The following is a 14,711-nucleotide window of genomic DNA, read 5'->3' as shown; positions in this document are numbered from 1 at the left end:
GCTGCTCCGTCTTTCGCTGGGTTCCAACCGTCTCATTCAACGTAACACCCGCGGGGCCGCGAGTGCCCGGTCAGGCCCTCACCTGCCCAGGACCCCACGCACACCGGAACGCAGCAGCGCCGCGTGCAATTCCAGCAACCGGCCGGATATCTCCCTGGCCGCCTCGTCGGCCCGGTCGATGGCGCCCGGCGCGCGGCGGCGCAGCAGCGGGGCCACGGCCTGCTCCACGAGCCCGGCCTCCCGCTCCGCGGCGGCCCTGACCGCCCGCAGGTGCCGGGCGCGCAGGCCGAAGGCGGCGAGCGCGCCGACGCTGCGGGCCACGGCCAGGGCGTCGGCGTCGTAGTGGCGGGCCACCGCCGCGACGAGGCCGTAGTCCTCGAGCTCGGCCAGGGTCTCCTCGTCGATCTCGGCGGCCGCGAGGAGCTCCTCGCGGCTGAGGCGGACCTCCTGCTGCGCCTCGGAGGGCAGGGCGCGCGGCCGGGCGACGGGCCGCTCCTCGCGGTCGGCCGCGTCCAGCCGGTCCTTGATCACACGGAGCGGCAGGTAGCGGTCGCGCTGCTCGCTGAGGATGTAGCGGAGCCGCTCGACGTCGGCGTAGGTGAACCTGCGGTAGCCGGAGGGGCTGCGCTCCGGCTCGATCAACCCCTCGCCCTCCAGGAAACGGATCTTGGAGATGCTGACGTCGGGGAACTCGCCCTGCAGCAGGGCGAGCACCTCCCCGATGCTCATGTGCGTACGAGCGGCCTGCGAGCTCATCATCCTCCAGCGGCACCGCGGGTGAAGAACACCAGCCGGAACTTGCCGATCTGCACCTCGTCGCCGCTGTAGAGCGGGACCTCCTCGATCCGCTCGCGGTTGACGTAGGTGCCGTTGAGGCTGCCCACGTCACGGACGGTGAACACGCCTCCGCCACGGCGGTAGAACTCCACGTGGCGCCGGGAGACGGTGATGTCGTCCAGGAAGATGTCGCTCTCGGGGTGGCGGCCCACCGTGGTGAGGTCGCTGTCCAGCAGGAAGCGGCTGCCGGCGTTGGGGCCGCGCTGGACGACGAGCAGCGCCGTGCCCGGGGGCAACTGCTCGACGGCCTGCCTCTCGGCGAGAAGCGTCTCCCCTGTCTCCGCCTCGTAGTTCTCGATCCCGGAGAGGGAGATCGTCGTCGTGCTGTCTCCGGGTGTCTCGACTCGGGTCAGCGGCGATCCGCAACGGGAGCAGAAACGGGCGTCCTCGGGGTTGGCATGACCGCACTGCGTGCAGTAGACGCTCGGCATCGATCGGCTCGGCCTCCTACCGCGAAGGCGCGGCAACGGTGCTCGGGGATGCGCGCCTCGCTTCTTCGCTTCTCAAGTGTTTGCTCAAACTGCGAATGCAGCAACTTACGCCCCCTGAGGCGCAAAGGTCAAGGCGAGCACTGGACCGGGGGTTCGGTCGTGACAAAGTTACAGGCGAGCACGGTCCAAGGTCCATATCTTCGGCAAGCCCGGCGCGTCGCGCGGGCGCCCGCCCGGCGGCCCCGCCCCTCACAGGCCCGCCGCCCGCTCCACGACCTGCGCCCAGCGCTCGAGCAGGGCCTGCGCGGAGTCGGCGTCCGGCCCCTCCGCCCACAGGTGGGTGACGGCCTCGGCGGGGTCGGGCAGCACCAGCGCCCAACCGCCGTCCTCGCCCACGACCCGCACGCCGTCGGTGGTGTCGATGCGCTGGCGCTCGGCCGCCTCGATCACCGAGCGCATCACCGCGCCCTTGGCCGCCCAGGGGGTCGGCACCGTACGGCGCAGCAGCCGCGCCTCGGGGATCCTGGCGTCGATCTGGCTGAGCGAGAGCCGGGTCCTGGCGACCAGGCCGAGCAGGCGCAGGAACGCCGCCAGGCCGTCCACCGCCGCGCCGAACTCCGGCACGATGAACCCGCCCCGCCCGTCCCCGGCGAACACCATGTCGGGCTCCCGGGCGGCGGCGGTGAGCGCGTCGAGCGCGGTGGAGGTCCACTGGACCTGCACCCCGTGGAAGCGGCAGACCTGCTCGGCCACCCGGGTGGTGGTCACCGGCAGCGCCACCCGGCCGCCGCGCCGCTCGGCCGCGACCAGGTCCAGCACGACCAGCAGGGCGCGCTCCTCGCTGATCAGCTGGCCCGTCTCGTCGACCAGCGAGATCCGCTCCCCCACCGGGTCGAAGCGCACCCCGAACGCCGCCCTGGAGGAGCCCACCAGCTCCGACAGGCGCTGCAGGTCGCGGCGGCGCTCGGCGAAGGTCTCGGTGGGCGAGGCCTCGTCCAGCCGGTTGTTCACGGTCAGCACGTCCACCCCGACCCGGCCCAGGAGGCTCGGCAGCACCAGCGAGGAGGTGCCCCCGGCGCAGTCGACCACGACCTTCATGTCGGCGTCGCGCACCCCGGTCATGTCCACGCAGCGCAGCAGGTCGCGGGTGTAGTCCTCGATCACCCGGGGCGGGAAGACGAGTTCGGCGATCTCCCCGGGGAAGGCGCGGCGGAACTCCTGCCGGGAGAAGACCCGCTCCAGCTTGCGCTGCGCGGACTGCGACAGGTCCGCGCCGCCGGCGTCCATGAACACGATGTCCACGCTCTGCGGGTCGCCGGCGGTGGTGCGCAGCGCGATCCCGCCGCCGGCGTTCTCCTTGGCGGTGTGGAAGCGCGCGACCGGCAGCGGGGTGGCCTCCAGGTCGAGCACGTCGATGGCGCCGGCGTTCAGGGCGCTGGCCACCGCCCGCTTCAGGGCCCGGGCGGCGCGGGAGGAGTCCCGGGAGATGACGACCGCGGTGCCCTTCTTCAGGGTCGTGGCGTAGGCGCTGGCCAGCCGTACGCACAGCTCGGGGGTGATCTCGACGTTGACCAGCCCGGAGACGCCCCTCGGGCCGAACAGGCTGCGCTGGCCCCGGGACTCCCAGATGACGCTGGTGTTGACGACGGCCCCGGCCTCGATCGTCTTGAACGGGTAGACCTTGACCCCGGAGGAGACGTAGGCCTCGGCCTCGATGATGCACTCGTCGCCGACCACGGCGCCCTCCTCGACGCGGGCGCTCGTCATCAGGTCGGTGTTCTTGCCGATGACGCAGCCGCGCAGGTGGGCGCCCGGGCCGACGTAGACGTTGTCGTGGACGACGGCGCGGTGCAGGAAGGCGTTCTCCCGGACCACCACGTTGCTGCCCAGCACGGTGTACTCGCGCAGTTCGGCGCCCGCCTCGACCTTGGCGTACCCGCCGATGTACAGCGGGCCCTTGAGCACCGCCTCCGGGTCCACCACGGCGCCCTCGGCCACCCAGACGCCGGGCGACAGCTCGAAGGCGTCGAGGTCCACCGCGACGCGGCCGGAGAGCACGTCGGCCTGGACCCGCAGGTAGCTCTCGTGGGTGCCGACGTCCTCCCAGTAGCCGTCGGCCACGTAGCCGAAGATCGGGGCGCCGCGCGCCAGCAGCCGGGGGAAGACGTCCCCTGACCAGTCGACCGGCTCGCCGGCGGCGACCTCGTCGAGGACCTCGGGCTCCATCACGTAGACACCGGTGTTGACGGTGTCGGAGAAGACCTGGCCCCAGGTGGGCTTCTCCAGGAACCGCTCCACCCGGCCCCGCTCGTCGGCGATGACGATGCCGAACTCCAGCGGGTTGGGCACCCGCTTGAGCCCGATGGTGACCAGGGCGCCCTGCTCCCGGTGGAAGCGGACCATGTCGGTCAGGTCGATGTCGGTGAGGGCGTCGCCGGAGATGACCAGGAACCGGTCGTCGCGGAGCCGGTCGGCGGCGTTGCGGACGCTCCCGGCCGTGCCGAGCGGCATCTCCTCGGTGGCGTAGTACAGGTCCATGCCGAGCTCCTCGCCGTCACCGAAGTAGGTGCGGACCAGGGAGGCCAGGAACTGCACGGTCACCACCGTCTCGGTGAGCCCGTGCCGCCTGAGCAGGCGCAGCACGTGCTCCATGATCGGCCGGTTGACCACGGGCAGCAGCGGCTTGGGCTGGTTCGCGGTCATCGGCCGCAGCCGTGTCCCCTCCCCGCCCGCCATCACGACGGCCTTCACGAATCACCTCATTAAGGCGTTCCAGCTCCTTTGAGAAGTTGCCGCACCTGTACCCAATACAGCACACCGGCCCACCAGTACAGCCCCACGCCCCAGATGGCCGTCGCCCAGCCGACGATCCGGGCGGGGTCGGCGTACCACGCGTCGTGGTGGGCCAGGAAGAGCAGCGGGAAGGAGTAGAGCAGGTTGGCGGTGGCGGCCTTGCCGAGGAAGTGCACCGGCAGCGCCGGGCCGTACCCGAGGCGGCGCAGGATCGGCGGGATGCCCAGCAGCATCACGTCGCGCAGCGGGATGACCAGCGCCAGCCACCACGGGATGATCCCGCGCAGCGCCAGGCCCAGGAGGGTGGCCAGGATGTAGAGCCGGTCGGCCAGCGGGTCCAGCAGGCGGCCGAGCTTGCTGGTCTGGTTCCAGGCGCGGGCGAGCTTGCCGTCGAGCCAGTCGGAGAACCCGGCGGCCATCAGCAGCGCGACGGCCCAGCCGTCGGCCTCGGGGCCGAGCACGAGCCAGAGGAAGACCGGCACGCCGAGGAGCCTGGCGAGGCTCAGCGCGTTGGGAACCGTCCAGATCCGGTCCTCGGCTCCCGACACTTCCACTTTCAACCGTTTTTCTCCCTCCCCGCACTTCATGGTGACACTACTGGGTCGGTGGCGGCGCCGCGCGCCGCGGCGGGGACCACGCCGGTGGCGGCGCCGCGCGCCGCGGCGGGCGGGTGACGAACGCCTCACCCGGACGGCAGGTGGCCACCCGCGCGGAGATCGGGTTATGGTTGCGGCCGACCAACGCGGGAGCCCGGAGAACCGGGCTGAGAGGACGGCTGGAACGGCCGCCGACCGCCAGAACCTGCTCCGGATAATGCCGGCGAAGGGAGTTTGCGCGATGTCCGACGCGCGCCCGTCCATCTCCAAGATCTACTCCGGTGACCTGCGCGTGCCCATGCGCGAGGTGCGGCTGACCAACGGCGAGTCCGTCACCCTGTACGACACCTCCGGCCCCTACACCGACCCCGCCGTCTCCGTCGACATCACCCGCGGCCTGCCCCGGCCGCGCGAGGAGTGGATCCTGGCCCGGGGCGACGTGGCCCGCTACGACGGCCGGCCGGTCGTCCCCGCCGACGACGGCCACCGGGACCCCGCCTCCTGGAACCGCGACCTGCGCTCCCTGGACGCCGTCTTCACCGGCGGCGGGCACCGCCCGCTGCGGGCCTCGGGGGCGCCGGTGACCCAGCTCGCCTACGCCCGGCGCGGCGTCGTGACCAGGGAGATGGAGTTCGTCGCGGTCCGCGAGGGGGTGAGCCCGGAGTTCGTCCGCGCCGAGGTGGCCGCCGGCCGGGCGATCATCCCGGCCAACGTCAACCACCCCGAGAGCGAGCCGATGATCATCGGCCGCAACTTCCTCGTGAAGATCAACGCCAACATCGGCAACTCGGCCGTGACCTCCACCATCGAGGAGGAGGTCGAGAAGATGACGTGGGCGATCCGGTGGGGCGCCGACACCGTGATGGACCTGTCCACCGGCCGCAACATCCACACCACCCGCGAGTGGATCATCCGCAACTCCCCGGTGCCGATCGGGACCGTCCCGCTCTACCAGGCGCTGGAGAAGGTCGGCGGCCGGCCGGAGGAGCTGTCCTGGGAGGTCTACCGCGACACCCTGATCGAGCAGTGCGAGCAGGGCGTCGACTACTTCACCGTGCACGCCGGGGTCCGTCTGGCCCACGTGCCGCTGGCCGCGGGCCGCAAGACCGGCATCGTCTCCCGGGGCGGCTCCATCATGGCGGCCTGGTGCCTGGCCCACCACCGCGAGAGCTTCCTGTACGAGCACTTCGCCGACATCTGCGAGATCCTCGCCGCCTACGACGCGGCGTTCTCCCTGGGCGACGGCCTGCGCCCGGGGTCGATCGCCGACGCCAACGACGAGGCGCAGTTCGCCGAGCTGCGCACGCTGGGCGAGCTGGTGAAGGTCGCCCACGCCCACGACGTGCAGGTGATGGTCGAGGGCCCCGGCCACGTCCCCATGCACAAGATCAAGGAGAACGTCGACCTGCAGCGCGAGCTCTGCGACGACGCGCCGTTCTACACCCTCGGCCCGCTGACCACCGACGTCGCCCCCGGCTACGACCACATCACCTCGGCGATCGGCGCGGCGATGATCGGCTGGTACGGCACCGCCATGCTCTGCTACGTCACCCCCAAGGAGCATCTGGGCCTGCCGAACCGGGACGACGTGAAGACCGGCGTGATCACCTACAAGATCGCCGCGCACGCGGCCGACCTCGCCAAGGGTCACCCGGGGGCGCAGGCATGGGACGACGCCCTGTCCGACGCCCGGTTCGAGTTCCGCTGGGAGGACCAGTTCGACCTGTCGCTGGACCCCGACACCGCCCGGTCCTTCCACGACGAGACCCTGCCCGCCGCCCCGGCCAAGACGGCCCACTTCTGCTCCATGTGCGGCCCGAAGTTCTGCTCGATGCGGATCAGCCACGACATCGCGGCGGCGTACGGCGGCGCGGCCCTGCCCCCCGAGGAGGTCGAGGCCGGGATGCGGGCCAAGGCCGAGGAGTTCGCGGCCGGCGGCCACCGCGTCTACCTCCCCCTGGCCGACTGACGGCCGCGGCGGGGTCCCGGGCTCCGCCGCCCGCCGGCGCCCCGGGCTCCGCCGCCCGGGGCGCGGGGCCTCCTCGGGCGGGCCCGCCGCTTCTCCTCAGGAGAGGCGTCCGCGTGCCGATGGAAGCTGAGCCGCGCCGTCCGCGACCTTCCCCGGCGGCCGTAGGCCCGCCCCGGAAAGGACCCCGACCATGACCGACCCCGTCGCCGGCGCCCCGGCGCCCGTGGTGACCGTACGCCGCAACCGCCTGCTCGGCTGGATCGCCGACCTGCGCATCGGCACCAAGGTGCTCGTCGCCGTGGGGCTGGTGGCCCTCATGGCGGGGGCCATCGGCCTGACCGCGCTGAACCGCATGTCGACGATGAACGACAACTCGCAGGTGATGCACCAGTCCAACGTCAACCTGTCCCGGCTCGGCGAGATCCGCGCCCGCATGGCCGACATGTACAACTACTCCGTCGGATCCGTGATCGAGACGTCCTCCGCGGAGGCGCGGGCCGCCCTCGTCGAGCGGGTGCAGGACTCCACCGACAAGGTGACCGACGCGTTCGAGGCGTACGAGGCCGGCGTCTCGGGCCTGCCCGGCTCGCAGGAGTCCCTGGCCGCCTTCGAGGAGACCTGGCAGGAGTTCCGGACGATGCGCGACGCCGTGATGTTCGGGGCGCCCCTGCCGGCCGGCGTGGACGCCGCGGCGGCCGTCGAACGGCTCGCCGCGTCCTCCACGGAGATCAACACCATCATGGACACGCTGGCCGAGCACGAGCGGCAGGTGGGCACGGAGATGGCCGCCGACGCCTCCGACCGGTACGGCAGCGCCCGCATCGCGGTCATCGTGCTGCTGGTGGGCGGCCTCCTGCTCGCGGTGGGAGCGGCCCGCCTGGTCACCAGCATGATCGTCAGCAGGATGAGGGCCCTGTCCCTGACCCTCGCCGCGATGGCGCGTGGAGACCTGACCCGGACGGCCGAGGTGACCTCCCGCGACGAGGTCGGCCAGATGGCCGTGGCGGTCAACCAGGCCAACGAGGCCATCCGGGAGGCCGTCGCCTCGATGGCCGCCAGCGCGGACACCCTGGCGGCGGGCTCCGGCGGGCTGACCGAGGTCAGCGACCGGATCGCCGCCTCGGCGGAGGAGGCCTCGGCGCAGGCCGGGCGCGCGGCGGCCGCCGCCGGGCAGGTCTCGCAGAACGTGCAGACCGTCGCGGCCGGCTCGGAGGAGATGGGCGCCTCGATCCAGGAGATCGCGCGCAACGCCGGCGAGGGCGCCAAGGTGGCCTCGCGGGCGGTCGCCGTCGCCTCCGCCACCAACGAGACCGTCGCCAAGCTGGGCGCCTCCAGCGCCGAGATCGGCGACGTGGTCAAGACGATCACCTCGATCGCCGAGCAGACGAACCTGCTGGCCCTCAACGCCACCATCGAGGCGGCCCGGGCCGGGGACGCCGGCAAGGGCTTCGCGGTCGTGGCGGGCGAGGTCAAGGACCTGGCGCAGGAGACCGCCAAGGCGACCGAGGACATCTCCAAGCGGGTGGAGGCCATCCAGGCCGACACCGAGAGCGCGGTGGCGGCGATCGCCGAGATCGCGGAGATCATCGAGAGGATCAACGACTACCAGCTGACGATCACCTCGGCGGTGGAGGAGCAGACGGCGACCACCGGCGAGATGAACCGCAGCGTGGCCGAGGCCGCGCAGGGCAGCTCCGGCATCGCGTCCGGCATCGCGGTGCTGGCGGAGGCGGCGCGGGTGACGGCCGAGGGCGTGGGCGAGAGCCGGCGGGCCGCGGCCGAGATGGCCGGGCTGTCGAACCGGCTGCACGAGCTGGTCTCCCGCTTCCGCTACTGAGCCGCTCCCGCCGCTCTCCCGGCCTCCCCGCCGAGGGCCCGCGGGCCCCGGCGGCGGGGGCCGGCCCGCGTCAGGAGCGGCGCACGGCGGCCCGGGGCGACCAGGCCCACACGAGCACGGCCACCGTCAGCCCGAACAGGGCCAGGCCGCTGGGCACGTGGGTGCCCAGCGCCTCCCAGCTGAAGTGCTGGCCCATGCCGATCAGGAACAGGCCGAGGCTGGCCGCCGCGGGCCAGCCCGCGCCCCGGCCCGGCCGCCAGACCAGCACCGCCGCCACGATCTGCAGCAGGGCGATCAGGTGGACCACCATCCCCACCATCACGTGGGTCTCGGCCAGGTCCGCCCCGCCGTTCACGGCCTGGCCGGCGAACGAGGCGGCGACGATCAGGCCGGCCGCCTGGGCGGTGGCCAGGAGACGCAGGCCGTACAGCGGCCCGGCGGGGACCGGGCGGTCCCGCACGGCGGATCCCTGGGTGACGACCTCCTGCATGAGCGGTGTCCTTCCTCGCGGTCGTTGCTTTGCCGCGCCCATCCTGGCCGCGGGGAGGACACCCGGTCGTCAGCCTGCGGGCGGACTCCCCGGTCCCCCGCGGGGCGTACCGCGCACCGGGCGGAAGTCCGCGTCGACCAGGCCGATGCGGTGCGCGACCACCGCCGCCTGGATGCGGTTGCGCAGGCCCAGCTTGTCCATCGCGGTGGAGACGTGCGTCTTGACGGTGGTCACGCCCACGTGCAGGGCGTCGGCGATCTCACCGTTGGACAGGCCCGCCCCGACCAGGGAGAGCACCTCCACCTCGCGGTCGGTGAGCCCCGCCGGGATGTGCGCCCCGGCCCGCTCCTCGGCCGCCAGGGCGCGCTCCACCACCCGGCGCAGGACCGACGGGGCCAGCAGCGGCTCCCCCGCGGCGGCCCGGCGCACGGCGTCGACCATCCGCCCCGGCTCGTCGTCCTTGACCATGAAGCCGATCGCCCCGGCCCGCAGCGCGGCGTAGACGTTCTCGTCCTCGGCGAAGGTGGTGAGGATGACGATCCGCGCGGCGGGCCACGACGCCAGGATCCGCCGGGCGGCCTCCAGCCCGTCCACCCGGGGCATGCGCAGGTCCATCAGCAGCACGTCGGGGCGGAACCGCTCGGCGTACTGCACGGCCTGCGCGCCGTCCACGGCCTCGGCGCAGACCTCCATCCCCCCCGCGGCCTCCAGGAGCATCCGCACCCCCGCGCGCACCAGCGCCTGGTCGTCGGCGACCACGACCCGGATGACGCCGCCTCCTCCGCCGGCCCCCGCCTCCGGGGCACCGTACCCGTTCACACCAGCTCCCCTTCCTCCCGCCGCCAGGGCAGCAGCCTGTGCTGCGGCGTCATCCCGCACGAGTGGCCCGCGCGCTCCACGGGCAGCACGGCCGTCAGCCGCCAGCCCCCGTCCCGTCCGGGGCCGGCGGACAGGTCCCCGCCCAGCGCCCGGGCCCGCTCCCGCATGCCCGTGATGCCCCGCCCCGAGGAGGGCAGCGCGTCACGGGGGCCGGGCGGCGGGCCGCTGAGCACGTTCACCTGGAGCGCGCCGCCGCTCTCCTTCAGCTCGACGACCGCGCGGGTCCCGGGCCCGGCGTGCTTGAGCACGTTGGTCAGCCCCTCCTGGACGATCCGGGCGGCCGAGGCGCGGGTGACCAGGGGGGCGAGTTCGGTCCCCGGGCCGAGGCGGAGCTCGACCTCCAGCCCGGCCGCGTTCATCCGCTCCACCGCGTCGCGGACGACCTCCTCGGGGTCGGCGACGGGCAGATGGGCCTGCCCGGGGTCGCGCAGCACGTCGAGCAGGCCCCGCAGGTCCTCCAGCACCCGGTGGCCGGTGGTGCGGATGTCGGCCAGCGCCTCGGCCACCGGTCCCGACGGCGCGGCGTACTGGGCGGCGCCGGCCCGCAGCACCATGGCGCCGACGTGGTGGGCCACGATGTCGTGCACGTCCCTGGCGATGCGCTCGCGCTCGGCCAGCAGGTCGGCCCGGGTGCGTTCGGCGGCGAGCTGCCGGGCCTCCTCCGCCATGGCCAGCTGCAGCTCCGCGGCCGCCCGGCGCACGCCGAGGTAGCGGCCGACGATGACCGGCGCGGCCACCATGGCCATGAGGGAGGCGACCCGGAGCGGGGTCACCTCCGTGGTCCCGTCGACGATGTTCAGCGCCGTCACCACGCTCGCGACGAGGTAGGCGACGAAGGTCCAGGACCAGGAGGCGTACATCGCGAACGCGCCGAGCGTGACCAGGAAGAGGCCCTGCAGCGAGTTCGCGGCGAACTGCGCGTTCTGGTCGGCCAGCACCACCAGCAGGGCCTGCAGCGCGAAGGCCGTGCCGGGCAGCAGCCGGACCAGCCCGGCGGTGAGGCCGCAGCCGATCACGAACCAGCCCACCCCCCAGACCGGCCACGGCCCGGCGTGCCAGCCGGTCCAGGTGTCGAGGACCATGAACGCCACGCCGCAGCAGGCCAGGAGCAGGTCGAGCCCGGGACGGCGCTCGACCTCGGCCACCGTCTCGATCGGGCTGCGCAGGTAGCGGCCGACGATGACGGGGACGGCGCTCATCCCCAGCGGGAAGTACCAGAAGCCGAAGTCGAGCGCGGTGCCCGCGTCGGCCAGGTTGACCGCGGTGGCGGCCCCGGCCAGCACCGCGCCGGGCACGATGGCGCGCCAGGTGCCGCGGTAGGCGAGTAGCCCCACCACGACCGGGAGCAGGGTCTGCACGGTGTCGGTGGTGAACACGGAGAAGCGGTCGGAGACGATCAGCAGGGCGGACTGGTAGGCGCAGACCGCCAGCGGATGGCGCCAGACGAACCCCAGGGGGATCCCGGCCAGCAGCGACAGCAGCACCGCGACCGGCCACTGCACGGGCCCGCCCGTCTTGCCCGACACGAAGAGGCCGAGGGCGACCCCGGCGAGTGCCAGGGAGGCGTTCAGCACCGGACCGCGCGATCTCATGGCGAAAAGGTATCCGCCCGCGCCCCCGCGGCGCTCCTCCGGGAGAGGCGGCGCTCCTCCCCGGGAAGGGGGGCGCCTCCTCCTACTGGCCGGAAGATCGGCCGGAAGACCGGTCAATACGGCGTCAGGAATCCCTATCCTTCACGCCATGACCAACGACACCGCGCTCTTCCTCGGGCAGTGGATGCGCGCCCCGGGCACCACCGGGGCGGTCGCGCCGAGCTCCCGCCGGCTGGCCGAGGCCGTGACCGCACCGGTCCCCCACCAGGGCGAGCCCGTCATCGTCGAGCTCGGTCCTGGCACGGGCGCGTTCACCACCGAGATCCAGCGGCGGCTGGGCGGGCGGGGGCACCACCTCGCGGTCGAGATCAACCCGCGGCTGGCGGAGTTCCTGTCCGGCCGCCACCCGGGGGTGGACGTCGTGGTCGCCGACGCGGCGGAGCTGCCGGAGCTGCTGCGGGAGCGGGGCCTGGAGCGGGCCGACGCGGTCGTGAGCGGGCTGCCGTGGGCGGCCTTCTCCGAGGACGTCCAGGTCCGCCTGCTGGAGGCGGTCGCCGCGGTGATGGGTCCGAACTCCGCCTTCACCACCTTCGCCTACGGCTTCGCCCGGCACCTGCCGCCGGCGCGGCGGTTCCGGCGGCGCCTGCACGCCACCTTCGAGGAGGTCGTCGCGGGCCGGACGGTGTGGGGGAACGTGCCCCCCGCCTTCGTGTACCACGCGCGGCGGCCCCGCGTGTGACGCGCACGGCCCCGGCGGCGTCCCGGACGGCGCCCCGGGGCCTCCGCGCCCGGCCGGAGCCCCCGCTCCGCAGGTCTCCCCGCGCTCCCGGCCGCGCGTGTGATCCTCGCCACGAACCGAACTTCGTTCTACTATTGCGCGCACAACCGGGTATTTGCGCGTGCAACCAGAACGGAGCCGACCACGGTGGACTTCACGCTTCCGGAGAGCGCGCTCGCCGTCCAGCGCGGCATCGCCGACATCTGCGCCCGCTACGACCTCGACTACTGGCAGCGCTGCGAGAGCGGCAAGCGCTGGCCCGAGGAGGTCTGGGCGGAGCTGGCCGAGGGGGGCTGGCTGGGGCTGGCCGTACCCGAGGAGCACGGCGGAGGCGGCCAGGGCCTGCTGGAGCTGGCCGTGGCCACCGAGACCCTCTCGGCGTCCGGCGCCGCGGGGGGCTCGGCGTTCACCTACGTGCTCACGCCGGGGTTCGGCGCGATGACCCTGGCCCGGCACGGCAGCGCGCGGCAGCGCGCGGAGCTGCTGCCCCGGCTGGCCACCGGCGAGATCGAGACCTGCTTCGCGCTGACCGAGCCGGACGCCGGCTCGGACGCGCTGAGCATCTCGGCCTCCGCCCGCCGCGACGGCGACGCGTTCGTCGTCAGCGGCCGGAAGATCTGGATCACCGGCGTGCAGCGCGCCACCTGGATGCTCCTGGTCACCCGGACCGTCCCCGCCGCCGAGGCCGAGCCCCGCAGCCACGGCCTGACCGTCCTGCTGGTGAACGTGCCGGAGGCCGTCGCCGCGGGCCGGCTCTCCTACCGGCCGATCCCCAAGATGGGGTCCAACACCACCCCGTCCAACATGGTCTTCATCGACGACCTGCGCGTGCCGGCGGCGAACGTCGTCGGCGAGGTGGACCGGGGCGCGCGGGTACTGTGGGACATCCTCAACCCCGAGCGCGTCCTGCTGGCCGCCTCCGCGCTCGGCGGCGCCGAGGTGGCGCTGCGGGCCGCCGTGCGCTACGCCACCGAGCGCGAGGTCTTCGGCCGCCCCATCGGCGCCAACCAGGCCGTCGCCCTCCCCCTCGCCCGGGTGAAGGCGGAGATCGAACTGGCCCGGCTGATGACCTACAAGGCCGCCTGGCTCTTCGACAACGGGCTGCCGTGCGGCACGGAGGCCAACATCGCCAAGCTGGCCGCCTCCCAGGCGGCCTGGGAGGCAGCCGACCGCGCCTTCCAGACCCACGGGGGCATGGCCTACTCGCTGGAGTACCCGGTCGCCCGGCTGCTGGCCGAGGCCCGCATCGGCAAGGTCGTCCCGGTCACCGAGGAGCTGCTGCTCAACTATCTCGCCACCCGGGTCCTGGGCCTGCCCCGGAGTTTCTGAACCACCGCGCCCGCCGCGACCGCCGCCACCGGCAGCGCGGGCGCCAGCAGGTACGGCCCGCAGGAGACGAGCAGCACCCCGGTGAAGGCGGTGGCCACGGCGGCGAGCCGGCGGCCGGGCCCGGCCAGCAGCCGGGTGGCGGCCGCCACGCCCACCGCGGTGACCGCGGCCAGGCAGGCCGAGGTGGTCCGCATGAGCGGGTCGAGCCCGATCCCGGAGCCCGCCGCCACCGCGGTGAGCACGCCGGTCAGCACGGCCAGCAGGAGCAGGCTGCGGTGCGGCACCTCGCCCGGGGCCGCGCCCGCGGCCAGCCGGGCGGGCAGCGCCCCGTCCCTGGCGAGCGCGGCGCCGAGCCGGGCGCCCCCGGCGATGTAGGTGTTGACCGCGCCGAAGCTCAGCAGCAGGGCCGCCCCGGCGGTGACCGGCCCGGCCGCCTCTCCGGCGCCCCGCTCCAGCAGCAGCGCGAGCGGCACCGGGGAGGTCGCCGCCCGCCCGCCGAGCACGCCCACGGTGGCCACGGCCAGTCCCAGGTAGAGCACGCCGACGACGGCCAGGGTCAGCACCGTGGCCTGCCGCAGCCGGCGGCGCGGGTCGGCGAACTCCGCCGACAGGTGGCTGGCCGCCTCCCAGCCGACGAAGGCGAAGAACAGCACCCCGGCCGCCTCGGCGACCCCGCCCCAGCCGTGCGGGGCGAACGGCGCGAAGTTGCCGGGCCGTACGGCGGGCAGGGCCGTCACGACGGCGGCGACCAGGAGCGCGGCCAGCAGCGCGGCCAGCAGGAGCTGCAGCCCGCCGGAGAAGCGCAGGCCGGCGTGGTTGGCGGCGAACGCCGCCGCCAGCAGGGCGCAGGTCACCGCCACGGTCCCGGCGGCGCCGAGGCCCAGGGCCGAGGCGGCGTACTCGGCGCCGATCATCGCTCCGGCCAGCACTCCGACCGGGACGGCGAAGTAGAACCACCAGCCGGTCACCGCGGCCGTGCGGGGCCCGAAGGCCCGGGCGGCGAACTCCGCCGCCCAGCCGCCGTCGGGGAACCGGCCGCCCAGCGCCGCGAAGGTCAGCGCGACCGGCACGCTGAGCGCCAGCAGCGCGGCCCAGGCCACGATCGGGACCGGGCCCGCGGCGGCGGCCGGCAGGTGGGGCAGGGCGAGCGCTCCGGGCCCGAGCACCGCGCCCAGCAGCA

General features: G+C 74.0%; 12 protein-coding genes and 1 riboswitch. Of the genes, 4 read left to right on the top strand and 8 right to left on the bottom strand.

Annotated elements, in window-relative coordinates; translation table 11 throughout:
• Nucleotides 1-78: 78 nt before the first annotated feature.
• From ftsR to clsA, 4 genes are all read right to left on the bottom strand, one after another.
• Nucleotides 79-729 carry a transcriptional regulator FtsR gene (gene ftsR / locus ABD823_RS24335; protein WP_344863390.1) on the bottom strand — a complete coding sequence of 217 codons (651 nt, stop codon included), beginning with the start codon at nucleotides 727-729 and terminating at the stop codon, nucleotides 79-81.
• A gap of 26 nt (nucleotides 730-755) precedes the next feature.
• A complete protein-coding gene (locus ABD823_RS24330) occupies nucleotides 756-1,268 on the bottom strand; it encodes a double zinc ribbon and FHA domain-containing protein (RefSeq protein ID WP_344863388.1) in 513 nt (170 codons plus the stop codon).
• A 249-nt stretch (nucleotides 1,269-1,517) separates the two neighbouring features.
• Entirely contained in the window at nucleotides 1,518-4,019 is a 2,502-nt protein-coding gene (locus ABD823_RS24325; RefSeq protein ID WP_344863386.1) for a sugar phosphate nucleotidyltransferase, read from the bottom strand.
• 11 nt (nucleotides 4,020-4,030) lie between these two features.
• On the bottom strand, nucleotides 4,031-4,615 hold the full coding sequence (gene clsA, locus ABD823_RS24320; protein WP_344863384.1) for a cardiolipin synthase ClsA: 585 nt from the start codon (nucleotides 4,613-4,615) through the stop codon (nucleotides 4,031-4,033).
• A 178-nt stretch (nucleotides 4,616-4,793) separates the two neighbouring features.
• Nucleotides 4,794-4,906: riboswitch (TPP riboswitch) on the top strand.
• Between clsA and thiC the strand changes: the two genes are divergently transcribed.
• Together thiC and ABD823_RS24310 are read left to right on the top strand one after the other, a co-directional pair.
• Nucleotides 4,899-6,626, top strand: coding sequence for a phosphomethylpyrimidine synthase ThiC (gene thiC / locus ABD823_RS24315; RefSeq protein WP_344863383.1), 1,728 nt, complete (start codon nucleotides 4,899-4,901; stop codon nucleotides 6,624-6,626). Its footprint overlaps the riboswitch before it by 8 nt.
• Before the next feature lie 190 nt (nucleotides 6,627-6,816).
• Entirely contained in the window at nucleotides 6,817-8,463 is a 1,647-nt protein-coding gene (locus ABD823_RS24310; RefSeq protein WP_344863381.1) for a methyl-accepting chemotaxis protein, read from the top strand.
• A gap of 70 nt (nucleotides 8,464-8,533) precedes the next feature.
• Here ABD823_RS24310 and ABD823_RS24305 read toward each other — a convergent pair whose 3' ends face one another.
• From ABD823_RS24305 to ABD823_RS24295, 3 genes are all read right to left on the bottom strand, one after another.
• Complete coding sequence (locus ABD823_RS24305) at nucleotides 8,534-8,953, bottom strand: hypothetical protein (protein ID WP_344863379.1); 420 nt, start codon at nucleotides 8,951-8,953, stop codon at nucleotides 8,534-8,536.
• Between the two features lie 69 nt (nucleotides 8,954-9,022).
• Nucleotides 9,023-9,772 carry a response regulator gene (locus ABD823_RS24300; protein ID WP_344863377.1) on the bottom strand — a complete coding sequence of 250 codons (750 nt, stop codon included), beginning with the start codon at nucleotides 9,770-9,772 and terminating at the stop codon, nucleotides 9,023-9,025.
• On the bottom strand, nucleotides 9,769-11,424 hold the full coding sequence (locus ABD823_RS24295; RefSeq protein ID WP_344863375.1) for a sensor histidine kinase: 1,656 nt from the start codon (nucleotides 11,422-11,424) through the stop codon (nucleotides 9,769-9,771). The genes ABD823_RS24300 and ABD823_RS24295 overlap by 4 nt, the downstream gene beginning before the upstream one ends.
• Before the next feature lie 148 nt (nucleotides 11,425-11,572).
• Between ABD823_RS24295 and ABD823_RS24290 the strand changes: the two genes are divergently transcribed.
• Both ABD823_RS24290 and ABD823_RS24285 read left to right on the top strand, forming a co-directional pair.
• Nucleotides 11,573-12,163 (top strand): class I SAM-dependent methyltransferase, encoded by a 591-nt coding sequence (locus tag ABD823_RS24290; protein ID WP_344863373.1) that lies wholly within the window; start codon nucleotides 11,573-11,575, stop codon nucleotides 12,161-12,163.
• A gap of 186 nt (nucleotides 12,164-12,349) precedes the next feature.
• Complete coding sequence (locus ABD823_RS24285) at nucleotides 12,350-13,531, top strand: acyl-CoA dehydrogenase family protein (protein WP_344863371.1); 1,182 nt, start codon at nucleotides 12,350-12,352, stop codon at nucleotides 13,529-13,531.
• Here ABD823_RS24285 and ABD823_RS24280 read toward each other — a convergent pair.
• Nucleotides 13,489-14,711 (bottom strand): APC family permease (locus tag ABD823_RS24280; protein ID WP_344863369.1); only part of this gene is annotated, 1,223 nt, incomplete at its 5' end. The genes ABD823_RS24285 and ABD823_RS24280 overlap by 43 nt on opposite strands.

This window comes from Planomonospora alba (assembly GCF_039534085.1).
Classification (GTDB): domain Bacteria; phylum Actinomycetota; class Actinomycetes; order Streptosporangiales; family Streptosporangiaceae; genus Planomonospora_B; species Planomonospora_B alba.
This window is presented reverse-complemented; position numbering and strand designations above follow the sequence as displayed.